At 46.3% G+C, this 18,477-nt stretch carries 16 protein-coding genes and 1 tRNA gene; 5 read left to right on the top strand and 12 right to left on the bottom strand.

All coding sequences use genetic code 11. The annotated features are described in order from the left end of the window. Positions 1 to 24: 24 nt before the first annotated feature. The 5 genes from AWV70_RS17500 to AWV70_RS17480 form a co-directional block, all read right to left on the bottom strand. Complete coding sequence (locus AWV70_RS17500; RefSeq protein ID WP_201024395.1) at positions 25 to 468, bottom strand: DUF4183 domain-containing protein; 444 nt, start codon at positions 466 to 468, stop codon at positions 25 to 27. Between the two features lie 262 nt (positions 469 to 730). Further along, complete coding sequence (locus AWV70_RS17495) at positions 731 to 1,438, bottom strand: FAD-dependent oxidoreductase (protein WP_060209812.1); 708 nt, start codon at positions 1,436 to 1,438, stop codon at positions 731 to 733. Positions 1,439 to 1,501: 63 nt separating this feature from the next. Further along, a complete protein-coding gene (locus AWV70_RS17490; RefSeq protein ID WP_060209811.1) occupies positions 1,502 to 1,894 on the bottom strand; it encodes an SRPBCC family protein in 393 nt (130 codons plus the stop codon). A gap of 3 nt (positions 1,895 to 1,897) precedes the next feature. Next, positions 1,898 to 2,218, bottom strand: a complete 321-nt coding sequence (locus AWV70_RS17485; RefSeq protein WP_060209809.1) for an ArsR/SmtB family transcription factor — start codon at positions 2,216 to 2,218, stop codon at positions 1,898 to 1,900. A gap of 202 nt (positions 2,219 to 2,420) precedes the next feature. Further along, positions 2,421 to 2,493, bottom strand: a tRNA-Ala gene (locus AWV70_RS17480). A 124-nt stretch (positions 2,494 to 2,617) separates the two neighbouring features. On the opposite strand from AWV70_RS17480, the gene AWV70_RS17475 reads away from it, so the two are divergent. Both AWV70_RS17475 and AWV70_RS17470 read left to right on the top strand, forming a co-directional pair. Beyond that, on the top strand, positions 2,618 to 3,580 hold the full coding sequence (locus AWV70_RS17475) for a DUF2804 domain-containing protein (RefSeq protein WP_414714849.1): 963 nt from the start codon (positions 2,618 to 2,620) through the stop codon (positions 3,578 to 3,580). Between the two features lie 356 nt (positions 3,581 to 3,936). Beyond that, a complete protein-coding gene (locus tag AWV70_RS17470; RefSeq protein ID WP_060209805.1) occupies positions 3,937 to 4,407 on the top strand; it encodes a YusW family protein in 471 nt (156 codons plus the stop codon). A 53-nt stretch (positions 4,408 to 4,460) separates the two neighbouring features. Here AWV70_RS17470 and AWV70_RS17465 read toward each other — a convergent pair whose 3' ends face one another. From AWV70_RS17465 to AWV70_RS17450, 3 genes are all read right to left on the bottom strand, one after another. Beyond that, positions 4,461 to 6,290: an ABC transporter ATP-binding protein gene (locus AWV70_RS17465; protein WP_060209803.1), complete on the bottom strand. Its 1,830-nt coding sequence runs from the start codon at positions 6,288 to 6,290 to the stop codon at positions 4,461 to 4,463. Next, on the bottom strand, positions 6,271 to 8,013 hold the full coding sequence (locus tag AWV70_RS17460) for an ABC transporter ATP-binding protein (RefSeq protein WP_060209801.1): 1,743 nt from the start codon (positions 8,011 to 8,013) through the stop codon (positions 6,271 to 6,273). Before AWV70_RS17460 ends, AWV70_RS17465 begins: the two co-directional genes overlap by 20 nt. A 289-nt stretch (positions 8,014 to 8,302) precedes the next feature. Then, positions 8,303 to 9,205 carry a DMT family transporter gene (locus tag AWV70_RS17450; protein WP_060209797.1) on the bottom strand — a complete coding sequence of 301 codons (903 nt, stop codon included), beginning with the start codon at positions 9,203 to 9,205 and terminating at the stop codon, positions 8,303 to 8,305. 131 nt (positions 9,206 to 9,336) lie between these two features. Between AWV70_RS17450 and AWV70_RS17445 the strand changes: the two genes are divergently transcribed. Continuing rightward, a complete protein-coding gene (locus tag AWV70_RS17445) occupies positions 9,337 to 10,986 on the top strand; it encodes a sensor domain-containing protein (protein ID WP_060209796.1) in 1,650 nt (549 codons plus the stop codon). Positions 10,987 to 11,119: 133 nt separating this feature from the next. On the opposite strand, the gene AWV70_RS17440 is transcribed toward AWV70_RS17445, so the two are convergent. Beyond that, entirely contained in the window at positions 11,120 to 13,018 is a 1,899-nt protein-coding gene (locus AWV70_RS17440) for a beta-propeller domain-containing protein (protein WP_235588735.1), read from the bottom strand. 139 nt (positions 13,019 to 13,157) lie between these two features. Between AWV70_RS17440 and AWV70_RS17435 the strand changes: the two genes are divergently transcribed. Beyond that, positions 13,158 to 14,471: a short-chain fatty acid transporter gene (locus AWV70_RS17435; RefSeq protein ID WP_060209792.1), complete on the top strand. Its 1,314-nt coding sequence runs from the start codon at positions 13,158 to 13,160 to the stop codon at positions 14,469 to 14,471. A gap of 201 nt (positions 14,472 to 14,672) precedes the next feature. On the opposite strand, the gene AWV70_RS17430 is transcribed toward AWV70_RS17435, so the two are convergent. Genes AWV70_RS17430 through AWV70_RS17420 form a run of 3 tightly spaced genes read right to left on the bottom strand, consistent with a single transcriptional unit; the run spans position 14,673 to position 17,395 of the window. Beyond that, on the bottom strand, positions 14,673 to 15,275 hold the full coding sequence (locus AWV70_RS17430; RefSeq protein WP_060209779.1) for a pyroglutamyl-peptidase I: 603 nt from the start codon (positions 15,273 to 15,275) through the stop codon (positions 14,673 to 14,675). A 36-nt stretch (positions 15,276 to 15,311) separates the two neighbouring features. Beyond that, entirely contained in the window at positions 15,312 to 16,619 is a 1,308-nt protein-coding gene (locus AWV70_RS17425) for a glycosyltransferase family 2 protein (RefSeq protein ID WP_060209777.1), read from the bottom strand. Continuing rightward, complete coding sequence (locus AWV70_RS17420) at positions 16,616 to 17,395, bottom strand: hypothetical protein (RefSeq protein WP_153010040.1); 780 nt, start codon at positions 17,393 to 17,395, stop codon at positions 16,616 to 16,618. Before AWV70_RS17420 ends, AWV70_RS17425 begins: the two co-directional genes overlap by 4 nt. A 128-nt stretch (positions 17,396 to 17,523) precedes the next feature. Here AWV70_RS17420 and AWV70_RS17415 point away from each other — a divergent pair, with 128 nt between their 5' ends. Further along, on the top strand, positions 17,524 to 18,405 hold the full coding sequence (locus tag AWV70_RS17415) for an SDR family oxidoreductase (protein ID WP_060209773.1): 882 nt from the start codon (positions 17,524 to 17,526) through the stop codon (positions 18,403 to 18,405). Positions 18,406 to 18,477 lie beyond the last annotated feature (72 nt).

Below are 18,477 nucleotides of genomic sequence, written 5' to 3'. Positions count from 1 at the left end.
TTGGGTCTATATGTGTCCTACTAGTTAGCCATTGGTTTGAGTCGAAGAACTAGCAGAGAATCCCACTGATTCTATAATGATTGGAGTCCCAGTAAATATCGTGGCATTAGTCGGTTCAATGATTAATGCATCTGCAGTTACCGTATACATGCCACCTTCTTGCATCATTGCATTGATGAAAAGATTAACATATCCATTGGGATTGAAAATCGCAAATTCCGTTATTGCATTACCATTATCATCCGTAAATAAATTAGCTGGTATGGTTGCTCCGTTTGTTAGACTTGTATTCGCCGTAACAATATAGAAATACCTATTTATCGTTGGAATAACTTGATCCGGGACAATGGCCGGTGGAGAGGGAACAGATGTTGGTGTACTAGCTATGATTCGCGGCCAATAAAATCTCTTATCTTCACAGCAATAGTTGCATATGAATTTCCCGTGATTTATTTTATTCATAATCATTTGTCACTACCTTTCGAATGATTCTGTCCCACAAACCGATGTCGTTTTATCAAATTAGTTCTTACACTACTAACTTATGATGTGAAATTCGAATGAGGTAGTAGTATGTCCATAATAAATCATATCTCAGTCAGTTTCGTCGCTTTAGTTCTTCAATCGGGCACACGCAATCCATTAACCAACCCAAAATTAATTATGAATAAAAAAGAACCCTATCAAATGTTAATTTGATAAAGGTTCCTTCGATTGAAGTCTAAAGCAGTTAGTACCCAAAAAAGACATCCTTTTTAATACTCTTTTTCGATATAGCATTTCTTTGTAAATGAGCTGAGATAGATTCCACCATCGACTTAGGTCCTGCAATATAGTACTTACCATTGTTTTGATATAAGCTGGATAACGTAGTGATTTCTTGATGTAAGTCATTCCTTGTATCAAAGTAATTTACAATTATTGAAGTGTTTTTTGCAATTTCATCGAGTTCATCTTTAAACACAAATGACCCTTTGCTATCCATATAAAGTAGATGTATTTCTTTTCCGACTCCGTTCCCTTCAGCCTCTATCTGTTTCAGCATCGACCTAAACGGCGTAATTCCAATTCCACCTGCAATCAGAACGGAAGGACCTTCATCTGTTAAATAAAATGACCCTACAGGACCACTCATACTTACTTTCATTCCCGGTTTCAATTCTAACATCGCTTTCTTAAATTCACTTGGTGTATCACTAATGCCAAGCGTCAGTTGAACAATATCCTCAGTGGGAGCCGATGCCACACTGATTGGACGTGTACCATTTTTTATTTTCTTATGAGAAATGCTAAACAAACCATGCTGTCCTGCTTTCCAAGTTACATCATTCTCTTTTTCAAATCGAAAGGTATAAACATTTTCCGTCTCCTTGTAGCTTTCTTTGAATGCTAATTCCCTCTTCTTGAATATCGATATTGCATCTTTTATAAAACTCATTCCAGTTACTCCCTCTAAGCCACTCAGAAGCTTTACTCTTTAATGGCCATCCTATTGATATCCTTACATTTCCTCTAACAAGATATTCAGTTTGTCTACCATACTTGCCCAACCGTATTTTGCACCATTAAACGCCGCCTGGTTTTCTTGCTCAAATCCTGAGTGTTCAAGATGTAAATGAGTTGTTTCCCCCTCTTGTTTTAACGTCCATGTAACGATTGTATTGATCGGCCCACCAACCCATGTGTAGGACAATTTAGTAGGCTCGTCCACTTCCAGAACTTCACTCTCTACAACTAAACCGATGGCCTCATTTCGAAACTGACATTTGTACCCTACGATCGGTTTGAAATTATTTTCCATTACCCATAGCGCAAGCGTTTCTGAATTCGTTAAGGCATTCCATACTTTATTGATAGAACTCTTAAATTGAAAATCCAATGATAAATCCGCCATTGTCTATTCCTCCAATATGTTCTTTAGTTTTGCCGCACTTTCCGTCCAAAAATCCTCGTAAAAGGCTAACCAATCTTTAACTTCCTGCAAGGGACCGGCATTTAATCGATACCTTGTTTCCCTGCCGATTTTACGATTTTTCACTAAATCAGCCTTTTTAAGAATAGCCAGATGTTTAGAAACAGCAGTACGCCCCATCTCAAAATGAGCAGTTAATTCGTAAAGCGGCAACTCATCTGAATCTGCCAACAAACGTATTAACTTTCGTCTTGTTGGATCTGCTATGGCTACAAAAACATCACGCTCTTGGTCAGTAGTAACCAAAATCCTCTCCTCCTCATGTATGAATTGGACACTTTTTGGTGCCTTTATGATACGACACTAAACGGTGTCTCGTCAATTACATAAGATATATTTCCTCTCTAAGTCAACATAGATTCCTTCACGAAAGCTGCTAGTATTCCTTTACCTGAATGGAAATAAAAAGAAACCCCATCAAATGTTAATTTGATGAGGTTTCTGATGATGGAGCATACCGGGTTCGAACCGGTGACCTTCACACTGCCAGCGTGACACTCTCCCAGCTGAGCTAATGCCCCGTATATCTGCTACAATATAGATTATAACATGTCATGTGAAAAAGACAATAGATCGGGGGAGATCTCCTTGCAACATGCTGAAAGGGAACTTAAGGATTCGGTGTTTCTGTGCGATTCAAAAGGGATGCTGAATCCCGAAGCGATCGGATTTGCGCGCCGTCCCTTCATTATAAGCAACTTAAAAGGCCATTTTATGCGGAAGAAGAAATGGAATTATTGGTGTGTGTTCGGCGAGGATCTTCTGTTTTCTGCGACGATCAGCCATTTGGATTATGCGGCTGTATGCTTCGTCTATTTGCTCGATTATGAAACGCAGCGCTTCTATGAGAAGCAGGTTGTGCTGCCGATCGGGCGGAAAGTGAAGATGCCTGAGGACGTGCTCGGGAGCGTGAAATTCGTCAATGAACGGATGTCCGTCCAGCTCGTGCATATGCAAGGAGAAACCCATCTATCCGTGACAATTCCCGATTTTGATAATGAAACACTTCATGCTGATCTACATATTACGCATCCAGACGGGGACGATTCGCTGAATGTCGTCATCCCCCGCAACAGGGACCGGTTCCAATTTACGGCGAAGCATCATTCATTGCCGACAGTGGGTTTCGTGAAAATCGGGGAGAAACGGTATAATTTCAATCCGGATTACAGCTTTGCCGTGCTTGATTATGGGCGCGGTGTTTGGCCTCGTGAAGCGGAGTGGAATTGGGCGATGGCTTCCCAGCGTTTGGGCGGTCGTCGGATTGGGCTGAACTTTGGCGGGAAATGGACGGATGGTACCGGCATGACGGAAAATGCGGTATTCGTGGACGGCGTCATGACGAAGGTTCATGAAGATGTCATTTTCACGTACGACAAGGACAGTTTCATGCAACCTTGGCACATCGGGACAAAGTTTTCCGATCACGTCGACTTGACGTTCACCCCTTTCTTCGAACGGATTGCCAAGACGAATGCGCAGCTTGTCCAAACGAATGTCAATCAACTCGTCGGCTATTTCAACGGCCGCGTCAAGCTGCATGACGGTTCGACGTTAAGGATCCGGCAAATGCTCGGCAGCGCGGAAGACCACCGGGCGAAGTGGTAAATACTAGGCAGGATGGAGCAACCGGCGAGGCGCCGGTTGTTTTTTTATGCCTGACTATATCGATTATCACCGACTTGGCGGCAGTTATCACCGGCTTAGATGGGTTTATCACCGAATTGACCGGGTTTATCACCGAATTGACCGGGTTTATCACCGACTCGGACGAGTTTATCACCTACTCTCAGCCTGTTATCACCGACTCGCACAAATCCCCGAGTTTCCCGATGAAATGAATGTGGGCCAATTCCATATCAACCACTTTCTCTGACGCGATTCCTCCAAAACGGCCTTTGTGTTTAATTTTGTGGAATGAAGGAAATTAATAAATAGAAGACTACAACAGGAGGTGTGCGATCATGATGAATAAGCTGAAGGTCCTTATGCTCTTTTTAGTTGCCGTGCTCGTTTTAGGCGCGTGCGGGAATGCGAGCAAGAATGCGGATGATCCTACGCGCGAGGATGCGACGGTCATCTATGAAGATGAAAAAGAAGGCGGCACGATGAATACGGGTGATGGGTACGGTTTCAGTGAGTTCGATTTGGAGATTGAGGTCGATGGGAAAGATGCCGTTGACGTAGAGTATGAAGTGAAAAAATCGCATAAGGCGAAGTATGTCAATCAGTTGGCGAGCTTGAATTTGAAGGATCAGGAAGCGTTTGATAAGATAGATGAGTTTTTCACGAAGATTATGCTGACGCATGATATGTCCAACCAAGATATCATCGATCGAATTATGGAATGGTTCGGACTCGATACGTATACTAAATTCGATTTAGATGTTGACTTCGACGATGGGACGAAGTTGGAAATTGAAGATCGAAAATGATGATGAAATGAATCAAACAGGCGAGGATGCAATTCCCCGCCTGTTTTTTGTGTTCAAATCTTTGAATCCATCAACATTGTATAATAAACCCCTTGTTTTTCGATCAATTCCTCCTGGCTGCCGGATTCGATGAGCTTCCCTTGTCCCATGACGTAGACGGTGTCGGCTTTCCGGACCGTGTTCAGCCTATGGGCGATGACGAAGCTCGTTCTCCCTTCCATCAGCCGGTCGAGCGCTTCCTGGATGGCAAGTTCTGTGACAGTGTCGATGCTGCTTGTCGCCTCGTCGAGCAAGAGCAATACAGGGTCGGCGACGAGCGCCCTCGCGATGGAGAGCAACTGCTTCTGCCCTTGAGAAATTTCGCCGCCATCCGCCGTCAGAACAGTATCGTACCCATTCTCGAGCCTTGAGATAAAGCTGTGGGCATTCGCCTTTTTCGCAGCCTCGATCACTTCCTCGTCCGTGGCGTCAAGTTTGCCATACCGGATATTCTCCATGACAGTCGCTTCGAATAAAAACGGATCCTGCAAGACGAATGCCGTCTGGCTCCGCAATGTTTGGCGCGGCAGGTCTTTGATTGGAATTCCGTCGATGAGGATCTGCCCTTCATTCGCCTCATAGAAGCGGGCTAGGAGCTGCATGATCGTCGTCTTCCCTGCCCCGGTCGCTCCGACGAATGCCGCTGTTTCTCCTGGCTTGACGTGGAAGGAGATGTCGTCGACCGTATAGCCGTCCGTGTCGACCGCATAGCCGAATGACACATTCCTGAATTCGACGTCGCCCGCTAAGATGGTGTCCACATGCCCCGTCGCATCGTCCTGCTCGATCGGCTCATCCATGATTCTGAATACACGTTCCGCTCCCGCGATTGCGGAAAGAACGGTGTTGAACTGGTTGGACAAATCATTGAGCGGCCTCGTGAATTGACGTGCGTACTCGGAAAAGATAACAATCGTACCGATTGTAACGATGCCGTCCCCCTTCAGCGCAAGCAGTCCCCCGACGCCCGCAACGATGGCAAAAGCCGCGTTGTTCAGCATATTCATCACTTTTGGAATGAACCCGGAATACGTCAACGCCCAGAAGCCCGTCCGGCGCAGCCGATCGCTCTTTTCAGCGAATTCCTCCATGACGCGCTCTTCCTGTGAAAATGCTTTGATAATCCGCTGTCCTGAAATCGTTTCTTCAATCATTCCATTCAATTGTCCGACCGCTTGCTGCTGCTCTTTGAACAGCAATCCCGTCCGTCGGGTGATCCACCGAATTGCGATGAACATGACTGGGACGATGATCATCGTCAGCAATGTCAAAATCGGGCTCAAGTATAGCATGACCGCAAGCGTACCGGACAATGTCAAAATGCTCGAGAACACTTGGATGAATGACGAATTCAGCGTCTGACTAACGTTTTCGATGTCATTGGTCACGCGGCTCATCAATTCGCCATGCTGCCTCTTGTCAAAAAATGTGACGGGCAGCTTCTGAAGTTGCGAAAACAGACTCGTCCGCAGTCTGAAAATTGTTTGCTGGGCGATGCCGACCATCCAGAAGCTTTGGAAATAAAGGGCAAGCGACAATCCCGCGTAAATCGCGATCAGCATGCCAATCTTGCCGCCCAAGCCGCCGAACTCCATCGGGATGATATGCGTATCGATGATTTTCCCGATCAGGAAGGGTCCAAGCAACGCAAGCGCCGAACTGACGAGCACGAGGGCAAGCACGAGGATGAGCAGCCCCCGCTGTTCATCGACGAGCTTCCATATTCTAAGGAGCACCGATTTCCAATCACTCGCGCGCTCCACTTTCTTTTTCCCCGGGCCTTTAATATCTTCTTTCTTGATGATCGGTTCATATCCGAACGGCTTACGAATTGTTCGCAACATCAGCGACCACCTCCTCTTCCGATTGAGACTCAGCTATTTTCCGGTACAATGCCGACTGCTCCATGAGATCCGCATGTGTGCCGTATCCGACGACCTTTCCTTCATCCAATAAAAGGATCTGATCCGCTCCTTTAGCCGTCTGTACTTTTTGCGTGACGACAAGCATCGTCGCAACTTCCTCCTTCAACGCTTCCCACAAAGCATTTTCGGTTTTGACGTCCAATGCGCTCGTACTGTCATCAAGGATGAGGATCGACGGCTTCCGGACGAGCGCTCGTGCGATGGATAACCGCTGTTTTTGTCCACCCGACAGGTTAACCCCTTTCTGCCCGACACGCGTTCCGTACTTCTGCGGGAATAAATCGATTGATTCGTGGATTTGCGCCTTGACCGCCGCCTCGATCAGCTCGTCAGGCTCCGCATCGCTGTCCCCCCATGAAAGGTTTTCCAAGATGGATCCAGTGAACAGGATTGATTGCTGCGGGACGAGACCAATCGTATCGCGCAAATCCTTAAGCGCCCACTCCTTCACTTCGACTCCTCCGACAAAGATTTTCCCCTCGGTCGGTTCAAACATGCGTGGAATAAGGTTGAGAAGCGTCGATTTCCCCGATCCGGTCGCCCCCATGATGGCGAGCTTTTCCCCTGGCGCCACGTGGAAGGATACGTTATCCAATATCGGTTCCGATTTCCCTGGATAATGGAAGGAGACATTTTCGAAAAGAAGATCCCCTTCCAAGTTGCCTAGCCCAGAGCTTTCCGTTTCCTGATTTTCTAAATCTCCATTTGCAAGCAGCACTTCCTCCATCCGTTCAGAAGATGCCTTCGCTCGAGATAATGCACTAATAATGAATGCAAACATCGAAAATGCGCCTGTCATCCGCATCGCATAGTTGACGATCGCGACTAACTCCCCGACTTGCGCATTCCCACCGTCGATTTCGATGGCACCAAACCAAAGAACAGCCATCAAGCTGACGTTCATGACGAACAGGAGGACAGGCAATATGAGCTCCATCATCCGCATCGCTTTGACGGTGTCCTTACGGAGCGCCCCCGCTACTTTCGAAAATCGGCTCGCCTCGTACATGCCCCGCAAATAAGCTTTGATCAGCCGGACCGCCTGCAGGTTTTCCTGGATGACACGGTTCACCCGATCGAGCCTGCGCTGCACTGTTGAAAAGTAGCCGACCCCTTTTCTTGCCATGATGAAGAGGAAAATCAGCAGGATCGGCGCACCGATGACAAGGTAGAGCGCCAACTTTACATTGACGAGAAATGCCATGACCAAGCTTCCAATTACAAGCAAAGGTGCACGCATCATAATCCGCAGCGACATGAACAGGACGTTTTGCGCCATCGTCACGTCGCTCGTCAAACGTGTGATCAATCCCGCTGTCGGAAATCGTAAAAAGGTCGCCATGGAAAATGATTGCACTTGGCGGAATAACGCCTGTCGCAAATCGAATGCGAAGCTTTGCGCAGCATGGGCGGCGAAGTAGGAGTTGATCGCACCGGAAAAGAAGGCAACGAACGCCAGCCCCATCATGACGCTCCCCCATACCCAAATGACGCTGACATCTTCTGCCAAGATGCCGTCGTCGATGATTTTGGCTATTAATAATGGCTGGATCAGCTCTACCGAAAGCTCCGTCAACATGAGGAACAGGGCAATGAATATCGGCCATTTATACGGCTTTGCAAAGGAAAAAACTGTTTTCATCTTACCGAACCCCCAAAAACTCTTTCGTATTACGAATTATTTTTATTGTCACCATTATGACACAGGTAGCAATTTCTGTATAGGGAGGAATTTGAGTAGTCCGGAATTTCAGACATCCGTTTGATTGGTGAATGAAGTTCCCGTTCTTGCCCCGGGAGTTCTCGTTTTCCCTTGAAAAGTTCTCGTTCACTCCTAAAAACTTCTCATTCATCACCCACGCCTCCTCTCTTGCCATTTTTCATTAATTCACACCAAAAAACCGGAACCCTCTTCAGGATTCCGGTAGTATTTATTCTTCTTTCGCCTTGCTTCCCGCCACTGAAAGACCCGTGACGCCGAGGAGCATGATTGCGCCTCCGACCATTTGCCAAATGCCCAATACACTGCCAAACCAGATGACGGAAATGATCATTGCCGTCAACGGTTCGAAACTTGAGAGGATACTTGTTTCCACGGGTGAAATATATTTCATGCTGCCGAGGAATAGAAGAAATGCCGCCGTCCCGACAATGATGATGAGCAATAGCATGAACGACAACTTCACGTCCGCGAGCGCATCAATTTCTTTGCCGAACCTTAATATATTCAAGAGAAAGAGCGTGAGTCCTCCGATAAGCATCCCCCATCCAACAGAGAGGAGTACGCCCCATTCATTCATGAGTCGAACAGGATATAAAGTATAAAACGCGAAGGTGAACCCAACGGCCAGTCCAAAAAGAAGTGCCTCTTTCGTCAGTGCGAAGTTGGAAAGCGTCCCATTCGTCAGCAGTAAGAAAAGGCCAACCAATGTGACAGCCATTCCAATCACTTGGGATGCTGGCGGGCGCTCCTTTTGCCTAATCGAAACGAAAAGGATGATATAAATCGGCGCCATGAATTGAAACAACGTCGCGACAACAGCGTTGCTCGTATTGATGGAGCCCGCAAATGTAAATTGGACGCCGAGCATTCCGACAACACCGAAAATACACATTTGTCGCAGCCATACTTTATGGCGGAGCGGGCGCGTAATCTGCACGCCTTTCATTTTCAATACGAGAAGGAGACCCAGCCCCGCGAGCAGCAGACGGACGATGAGCATGAAGGAGACGGACATTTTTCCTGTATCCAGAACCCACTCCATCATCGGTCCCGTCGCACCCCAAAGCATCGCCCCCGCTATGATCATGAAAATCCCTTTTGCTCTTTTCATATCATTCCACCACCTTTTACTTTATTTAGTAGTTTCTTAGATGTGCGCATTCCGTCATAAAAGATGTACTGTAAATTCACTGAACTTCCTATATAATAAAATACATATGACATCCGAAAGGGGACAAAAAGATGAAACCGGCAAACCAAGAAAATAGAACCGAGCTGCCACTTGTCATGGACAGTCTTGTCGAGTTCTTAATGGTGACCCGTACGGATGGTGATGGCTTGATAACATACACGAACAACAACTTCTTAGCCTCAAGCAATTGGACACCAAAACGTATTCTCGGAAAATCCTTTTGGCAAATGTTTTCCGAGGACGAACATGGCCAGGCACAGGCACACGCGATATGGAACCGTGTATCGAACGGGAAATCCTGGTTTGGCAAAGTCGAAAAACTGACGCGGCATGGCGAGCCTTATTACGTCCAAATGATGGCGATTCCAGCGCTTGATTCAGAGGACACGCTTGAGTCTTGCACATTTTTAGAGCTTGATATGACTGAAGAGGTCCAGCTGAAGGAGAAACTCCAGCAAATCGCCTTTATCGATTTTGAGACCGGACTGATGAGCCGGCACAAATTGGAGACGATGGTCAACGAATACATTGATGAGGATAGGCACTTTTCGTTCGTCTACATAGCAATCGATCACTATTATACACTGAAAGATCTGCAGTCGTATGATTCGGAATCGGTTTTAATCCAGGAATTTACGAACCGCCTGAAACGATTTTTCCAAGGGGATCAAATCGCGAGAGTCGGTATTAGCCAATTCGTCGTACTGACCTCATTCGGAGATTGGTTCGTCCAAGGATTCCTGGAATTTTTGAAAGAGCAGCCAATCTATATCGAAAACCACTCACTGCCATTATCGGTGAGCGGCGGAATCGTTCGTTTCCCAGAGGACCAGTCTTCCTATTCACATTTGTACAAAGCTGCATTGGCGGCGACGAAGACGATTACAGAACAAGGCGGAGGACGCATCTCTTCATTATCTGCCGAATCCCATAAAGTGTTGAACCGCCGTTCCCTCATCGACAAGAAAATGCTGACAGCGCTGGACCACAACAACTTGCAGGTCGTCTATCAGCCGCAATTGGATATTGCGACGGGCGAGGTTTTTGTGTATGAAGCGCTTGTCCGCTGGGAGGACAAAGAAATCGGACATATCCAGCCAGATGAGCTGATCCCGATTGCGGAGGAAAACGGCATGATTCATGCCATCGGTGCCTACGTGCTCGAAGAAGCCGCATCGCTCGCTGTGAAGCTGATGGCCGATAATCCGGATATCCGTATTTCCGTCAATTCATCCGTGCGGGAGTTCGGTGACTCTTCACAGATGAAAGAAAAACTGACAGGCATTTTACAGAAGACGAAATGCCCAGCCGACAAGATCGAGTTGGAGATCACGGAAAAGTTCGCCTTCCAAGCCGAACAGGAACATGCAATCATCCAACAAATGAAAGCGTTTGAAGAGACGGGCATTCGGTTCATCCTGGATGATTTCGGCACAGGGTATGCCTCTTTCAGGTACATGCAGCAATTGCCGATTTCCAAAGTGAAAATCGATAAAGTGTTTACCAATTCTCTGCTCACAATGCCCAAAACACGGCAGCTTGTCGAAGGGATGATTCTTTTCGGCAAATCGATGGGCCTTTACGTTGTTGCTGAGGGAGTCGAAACCGAAGAGCAATTCGAAGCGTTGAAAGAAATGGGCGTTGATGCCGTCCAAGGCTATTATATTGGAGCTCCTGTAAAAGAGAACGAGATTTCATAAGGAACGGAGCCGCTGGGGTGCGGCTCCGTTTTTTGTTTGTGTAATTATTGGAGACTTTGATGGAATAATTGAGCCCTTGCACGATTTCAACTATAAAAAAGAGGGAGCGCTGGCGCTCCCTCCACTTTCCCCTTCATTGCATCTTCAACGTGCTGATTTCCTTAAACGAATCGAGCTTGTAGCTTTTGATTTCTTGCATCGATAATGTAAACAAGCTGTCCCCGCTGTACAACAGCCGCTGAACTTGTTTTTCCCAGTCTTCGTACTGTTCACCGGAAGTTTTCTTTTGCACTAAATCGCCTTTCAGCACGATTCCGCGTTCCGGTGTGATTTCGTAGACGAGAGCTCCGGAGCCTTTAAAGTCCACATCGAACTCCTTCTCGCCTTCTTCATAAATACTCGCAGGGAAGCCGAAAAGGTTTCTCTTTTTATGCTGGAACAGCGCTTTGTGATCGTATTGGAGAGGTGAATACGTTCCGCGCCCTCCAATGATTTCCGTAAATTTCTCTTTCGGGTTATGAAAATCGGTCACATCGAATAGCGAGATTTTCATGCCTTTCGTCAAGATCATCGGCTCGCCTCCCGATGGATTTTTCCTCGCCACGGTTTCATACCCGAAGCCGATGAGATGATTTTCATCCAATGGGTGCAAGTAATTCGAGAAGCCCGGAATTTTTAACTCACCCAATACTTTTGGCTTTGCTGGATCTGCAACGTCAATGACGAAAAGCGGGTCGGTCTCCCTGAATGTCACCATATACGCTTTATCCCCCATGAAACGCGCTGAATAAATGCGCTCCCCTTTCGCAAGGCCTTTCACCGAGCCGGTCGTTTTCATGTTTTCATTTAAAATGTACAGATGGTTTTTCGAAGGGTTTTTCTCATCCCACATATTCCCTTCCGTCATGACGACCCGGAAATTCCCTTTGTATTCATCCATGGAGAATTGATTCAAAATCGTCCCGCCCAACTCGGCCGAGCGGTAAAACTCGATGTCGGTCCCGTCGAGCGTAAACTTGAAGATTTCAGTATTCGCTTTTCCAGGATTCCAGATCATGATTTCAGCGCCACGTGAATTCGTGCTTGTTTCATATTTCAATGCCGTCAAATAGAGATGGTCCTTCGTCATGTACATTTGGTCGCTGCTTCCTAGATATCCTTTCGTTTTGAGCTCGGAAGTTTTCGGCGACGTCAAGTCAATAGCAGCGATGACGGAGTAAGATGGATCCATCGCGCCTGGCAAAATGGCGATATCCCCAAACTCCATGAATTTCTTTTCTTTTTCATTCGAATCAAAGACGCGCGGACGCAGTGCATCGCCTTCGATATCTTCCAACGCCCAGAAGTTCGGGTATACATTTGTTACGAGATAAAGCATACCGTCCGTCTTGCGCGCACTTCTCAAATAACCTTCTACTCCGACTTCGCGGATGAACACCGGCTTTTCAGGCTTCTCGATATTGTACATACGGACAGTCGTTAAGCTGTTCATCGGCATCATACTATCTAGTGTCTCCGATTTATCCGGCGGATAGTGTTCCATTTTTTCACCAAGCACAATCAATAGATCATCATGTAAAAATAGCTGCGACGGGTAATAGTCATTATCCGGTTTTATTTCAGCTGCGACTTTCATCCTCTGAGGATCCCGGATATCGACGATCTTCACCGCCATTCCTTCGAATATGGAGTATATATAGTCGCCGTCCGTTTTCACCATATCCGATTCGTCGACACCTTCCACTTGGTTATTCGTCGATGAATGTTCTCCCTCGCCAACTGCATTCGATGTTTCCGCACTATCCATGGAAGATTTTTCTGAGGACTCACTAACAGCATAATACTCCACGGAAACGCTTTGCATGTCTTTCGCTCTCTCAAAATACGCTTTCAAATCAGCTGCTGTGTTGATTGATTCGATGGAATCATAGGCGGAAACATTCTCCTTCTCCATGAACATTGCGATACCCATAACGACCAACACCATAACCATAGCTACACCAAACCATATAATCGGTTTTCTCACTTTCATCACCTTTCCTTATCTTCCTCTTTACAAAGTAGACTTTTTGAAATCAATTTCGTTTCACTTTTCGGAAAAAACATTTTTGCGGATTAATTTCAATATGGTAATCTTATAGAGTGGATAAAAAAATAGGGGGTAAAAGGGAATGAAAACACTTACTAGATGGTCGAATACGATCATGGAAAGGTATTTGCCAGATCCATACATATTCGTTGCCATTCTGACTCTGCTCGTCTTTTTGCTTGGTATCGGCCTGACTGATTCAGGTCCACTAGACATGACCATCCACTGGGGGAATGGTTTCTGGGGGCTTCTCACATTTACGATGCAGATGGTCATCGTGTTAGTTGCGGGACATGTATTGGCAAGCAGTCCTTTCTTCAAGAAAATATTAAGTTCGTTGGCAGGATTGGCGAAGTCACCTGGTACAGCGATTCTGCTCGTCACAGTCGTGTCGCTTATCGCTTGTTGGATCAACTGGGGTTTCGGTCTTGTTATTGGAGCATTGTTCGCTAAGGAAATCGCCAAAAAAGTGACAACTGTCGATTATCGGCTATTAATTGCAAGCGCTTACTCTGGATTTATCATCTGGCATGGAGGGCTTGGCGGATCGATTCCTTTGACCATCGCAACGCCTGATCACCCATTTGCCTACATGATGGGTGTCGTTCCAACGTCCGAAACGATTTTTTCAACGTATAATCTATTCATTATCGCTATTATTTTCATAACGTTACCGTTGTTAAATCGTTTCATGATGCCAAAGCCGGAGGATACGGTTACCGTCGATCCTAAGCTATTGGAAGAAGAAATTGAAGTGGAAGAGGTAGAGGAAAAAACGCCTGCAGCACGCCTTGAAAACAGTGTAATCCTATCGATGCTGATCGGTGCATTAGGTATTGTCTATCTTGTGCAACACTTTGTCGGCAAAGGATTCGATTTAAATTTAAATATTGTCAACCTGATTTTCTTTATTCTCGGCATCATTTTCCACGGTACGCCCAAGCGTTTTCTTACAGCAGTTGCAAATGCAGTAAAGACGTCAGGTGGAATTATCATACAGTTCCCGTTTTACGCGGGGATCATGGGCATGATGGTGGATTCAGAACTAGCGAAAGTCATCTCCCAATGGTTTGTCAGCATTTCAACCGAAGCGACTTTCCCACTGTTCACATTCTATGCTGCGGGGCTCGTCAACTTCTTCGTACCTTCAGGCGGCGGGCAATGGGCAGTCCAAGCGCCCGTCATGCTTGAAGCAGCCCAAGAGCTAGGCGTCAGCTACGCGAAGACCGCCATGGCAATCGCATGGGGCGACGCTTGGACGAATATGATCCAGCCATTCTGGGCGTTGCCGGCGCTAGCGATTGCAGGATTGCGTGCAAAAGACATCATGGGGTATTGTGTGTTTGTTTTAGTGCTAAGCGGAATCGTTGTCAGCATCGGGCTATTTTTCTTTTAGTTAATCAAGCAGCATCCGGATTGCCTACGTCGCATCCCGGATGCTTTTTTTTATGCGTTGCCGTTAAATATGGATTAAGCCTTGGGAGATGAACGCAGCGTGGTGTTCTCATTCTCATGGGAGGAGTTTTCGTTTAATGTTGAGAAGTTCTCGTGAACTTGTTAAAAACGCCGGGAGATTAGCTTCTCCCGCGTTTTTCATTCAATCCAACACTTCGATGCACGTCACAATTGCCCGTTTCAAGTCTTCATGCGACCAGCTTGGCACCCGACCATGCTCGACTGCGAGTTCATGCGAAGCTGGGATATGGATAAAACCAGCAAGCATATCTTCACGCCGTTCCGTCACAACATGAAGAACGCGGTACATAACATGGTTACACAAATAAGCGCCTGCCGTATTGGAGATTTCCGCGGGCAGTCCGGCGCCCTTCAAGGCGTTGACCATTTTACGAATTGGCATATTGGAAAAATAGCCGTCCGCTCCCCCTTCGATAATCGGCTCATCGATAGGAGCATGGCCGCTATTATCCTTTGCTCCGTCATTCACATTGATGGCGATCCGTTCGGGCGTAATTTTGAATCGGCCGCCTGATAAGCCGAGCGACAAGACCGCATCCGGTTTAACCGCTTCAATATGAGAAATAACCCGGTCCCCCGACACGCTGAAATCGACCGGCAGCACTTCACTATGGATACGGTAACCCCCGATTTCCATCCCGTGCAATTCCTCGACAATCCGCGCAGTTGGATTGACGGGATAATTCAAAAATGGCTCAAAGCCTGTCAACAGCAATTTCTTCATTTTTATTCATCCCCTTTTCCCCCATTATACCGCACATTATTTCGATTTGAATCTAGCGGTTTTATCCCAGCCTATAATTTGCCGGTTTTTCTTCGCCTTTATATACCGAATCGAACTGCGGATAAATAAATAGGTAAAGAGCTGGGCATAAGTGAAATACATGATGACGCTGATAAATACATTTATTGGTGTAAACGTCCGTTGTGTCGCTTGGGCAGCAAATAGTTGCGCGGTGTAGATGATATAGGACAAATACCAAATGAACAGCAACGGATAACTATATTGCAAGGAGAATATATCGAGAATGCCGAGAATGAACCATACGTATGACACGATGAGGAAAAGCCAAAAGATGACGTAAACAGTCAGTTGTTGGATGGAATGAACGAGCAGCTTCCCACGAAAATATCCGGGCTCTGTCAAAATCTTCTCGACGATATACAGATTCCCCTGAAGCCAGCGCGTGCGCTGTTTCACGTAAACGGACAGTGTTTCCGGCTCCTGCTCCCAAGTGATGGAGTCAGGGACAATCGGCAAATAATACCCCTTTTGAGTGATGCGCAATGTCAACTCCGCATCTTCCGCGATTGCATAAGGGTCATATCCGCCCAATTCGTCAATGACGGACCGTTTGACAAGCATATTTGTCCCTGTCAATGAACCCGTTTTAAACAATTGCCACCTTCCAGATTGCATGAGTAGCTGGAATACTTGAAACTCGATGGAAATCATGCGAGTCAGCCAGTTCGTGGACTCATTCATCGTGCGCACATAACCGACAGCTCCTGCAGACTCCTCGTTCTGCTCGGCAGTTACAATGAGTTTGATCAGTGCATCGGGCTCAGGCTGATTATCCGCATCATATACGCAATAATATTTATTCGCAGATATACTCAAACCATAGTTCAACACCCGTGATTTGCCTCGCGGTTCGCCGGGAGGCACTTTGATGTGATGGACATTTTTATATGTGTCGTCAAAGACTTGAGCGATTTCCGCAGTTTCATCTGTAGAGTTGTCGTTCAATACGTAGATTTGCAGATCTCCCGGGTATTTTATACCGACCATTGCTTCAATCGTGTCTTTAATGACCACGCCTTCATTATGAGCTGGGATGAGAATATCGACTCCAGGATAGTTTTCAAGTAATTGTACGGGCGTCTTCTCCATTTTAACGCGATTATAGAGACCAGCGACGAGCAATAGGGAATAATAGGACAGTAGCAAGAGGAATAAGGCAGTCGTCAGCAACAGCACGAAAAGGATATTGTAGACGGCTCCAATGACAATCGCTAGCAAAAACAGAAAGAACGCGATAAATAATAGAATCGTTCGGCGCCTCATGAGACCACCCCTTCAGGTAAAGCGGTCTGCCCTTCTATCCGTGTTGCCGTCCATTTCATCCTCTCTAACACATGTTCTTGAAATATCTCTCTTAGCCTTTTTTCGATTCTGTCATTCACAATCGCCAGCCCATCTGCATTTGTGTTTTGCAGTAGGATTGTCAACTTGAATTCACCTGTCTTCCCTATGATGTCAAAGTGCTGTCTGCTTTCCGTATGTAGAATACTTCCTACAGATAATAGTGCTGTACGCTTTGTCATCCGTGGCAATTCGGACAAATCGATTTGAACAATATAGCCGGTCTCCTTCCGCCTTGCCATCATTGCTAAAATGAAAGCCGCCTGTTTTTCAAATTCCTTTCGCGATAAAACACCTTCTTCTGAAATGAAGCCTTCAAGATGCAAAATCCGTTCCGTAAGAAAATAATTCTCACTGCGAAATTGATAAACGTATTTTGATAAGCTATAAAGTGCAAATAAGTGTACTAGAAACAGAAAATGTAGCCCGATGGCCAACCCCTGATCGAGCGGACTCCAATGATCCCGAAATGCAATGACTAGAAGGGCAAATACAGTCCCCACCGTTAAGATAACGTAAAAGAAAAAAGCCAATCGATCCGATCCGATAAAAAATAATAGTGCAATCACCGCAAAAACGAAATAGGCTGAAATAGGAATCTCATTATAAGTTCCCATGATGAGAACAACCATCGTTAGCAGCCAGAAGATTGATGCAATAGGTATTTTCAGTTGATTCCAAACCCCAGATTTCCACATGCGCATAGCACCTCCCATTTCCCAATTCCCTCCTTTCTGAAATAAAAAACCAAATCCCGCCGCAACGTTTACCAGACACCATACAGGGAATACCCAAAATAGACATTTTTCTAAGGAGGAATACATGAATGCCTGAAGATAAATATGAAAAAAAAGATGAACAAGTGACGCCACAGACACAAAACCAGCAGCCCGGAATCGAAGCGGAGATGGATCCGCCTCCCCTCTATGATGATGAAAACTATAAAGGGTCCGGTAAATTGAAAGGGAAAAACGCCCTTATTACCGGCGGAGATAGTGGGATCGGACGGGCCGTCGCTGTGGCTTTTGCGAAAGAAGGAGCCAACGTGGCGATTGCCTACTTGGACGAAGCCGAAGATGTCGATGCGAATAAAACCATGGAGCTGATTGAACAATACGGCGGGAAAGCGAAGAAGATTCGCATCGATATTAGTGAAGAGGAAAATTGCGAGAAGCTGATCGACGATGTCATCCAAGAATTCGGCAGTTTGAATATCCTCGTGAACAATGCCGGAAAGCAGTTCCCGCAAGACGACATTTCACAAATATCGAGCGACCAGCTGCGTGAAACGTTCGATGCCAATTTCTTCGGCTTGTTTTATTTATCGAAAGCGGCATTGGCTCATATGAAAGAGGGCGATTGCATTATCAATACGTCTTCCGTCACGGCTTATAACGGCTCACCTGGATTGATCGATTATTCGGCAACGAAAGGCGCAATTACAAGCTTCACCCGCTCACTTGCCTTAAACTTGGCTGCAAAAGGAATCCGCGTCAACGCAGTAGCCCCGGGTCCGATTTGGACGCCTTTGATTCCTGCAACATTCGATGCAAAAAAAGTGGAGCAGCACGGAGCAGATACCCCTGTTAAACGACGAGGGCAACCGGCGGAGAACGCACCTGCGTACGTCTTCCTTGCTTCTAACGATTCCAGCTATATGACGGGGCAGACGATCCATGTTGATGGCGGGGATTATGTTGGTTCTTGATTTTTAAGAGATGATGCTTTGAGTGCGGAATGCTGTGCTTTGAGCGCAGAGCCATCTACTTTGGACGCGCAA

Source organism: Sporosarcina koreensis (assembly GCF_001531445.1).
In the GTDB taxonomy this organism is placed as follows: Bacteria; Bacillota; Bacilli; order Bacillales_A; family Planococcaceae; genus Sporosarcina; species Sporosarcina koreensis_C.
Note: the sequence above shows the minus strand (reverse complement) of the source record. Positions and strands in the feature narration are given on the sequence as shown.

Bases quoted from the DNA above. Each gene is read 5' to 3' on its own strand.
- AWV70_RS17500 (WP_201024395.1), bottom strand. From the start codon at position 468: ATGATTATGAATAAAATAAATCACGGGAAATTCATATGCAACTATTGC.
- AWV70_RS17495 (WP_060209812.1), bottom strand. From the start codon at position 1,438: ATGAGTTTTATAAAAGATGCAATATCGATATTCAAGAAGAGGGAATTA.
- AWV70_RS17490 (WP_060209811.1), bottom strand. From the start codon at position 1,894: ATGGCGGATTTATCATTGGATTTTCAATTTAAGAGTTCTATCAATAAA.
- AWV70_RS17475 (WP_414714849.1), top strand. From the start codon at position 2,618: ATGCTGAATCCCGAAGCGATCGGATTTGCGCGCCGTCCCTTCATTATA.
- AWV70_RS17470 (WP_060209805.1), top strand. From the start codon at position 3,937: ATGATGAATAAGCTGAAGGTCCTTATGCTCTTTTTAGTTGCCGTGCTC.
- AWV70_RS17465 (WP_060209803.1), bottom strand. From the start codon at position 6,290: ATGTTGCGAACAATTCGTAAGCCGTTCGGATATGAACCGATCATCAAG.
- AWV70_RS17460 (WP_060209801.1), bottom strand. From the start codon at position 8,013: ATGAAAACAGTTTTTTCCTTTGCAAAGCCGTATAAATGGCCGATATTC.
- AWV70_RS17450 (WP_060209797.1), bottom strand. From the start codon at position 9,205: ATGAAAAGAGCAAAAGGGATTTTCATGATCATAGCGGGGGCGATGCTT.
- AWV70_RS17445 (WP_060209796.1), top strand. From the start codon at position 9,337: ATGAAACCGGCAAACCAAGAAAATAGAACCGAGCTGCCACTTGTCATG.
- AWV70_RS17440 (WP_235588735.1), bottom strand. From the start codon at position 13,018: ATGAAAGTGAGAAAACCGATTATATGGTTTGGTGTAGCTATGGTTATG.
- AWV70_RS17435 (WP_060209792.1), top strand. From the start codon at position 13,158: ATGAAAACACTTACTAGATGGTCGAATACGATCATGGAAAGGTATTTG.
- AWV70_RS17430 (WP_060209779.1), bottom strand. From the start codon at position 15,275: ATGAAGAAATTGCTGTTGACAGGCTTTGAGCCATTTTTGAATTATCCC.
- AWV70_RS17425 (WP_060209777.1), bottom strand. From the start codon at position 16,619: ATGAGGCGCCGAACGATTCTATTATTTATCGCGTTCTTTCTGTTTTTG.
- AWV70_RS17420 (WP_153010040.1), bottom strand. From the start codon at position 17,395: ATGTGGAAATCTGGGGTTTGGAATCAACTGAAAATACCTATTGCATCA.
- AWV70_RS17415 (WP_060209773.1), top strand. From the start codon at position 17,524: ATGCCTGAAGATAAATATGAAAAAAAAGATGAACAAGTGACGCCACAG.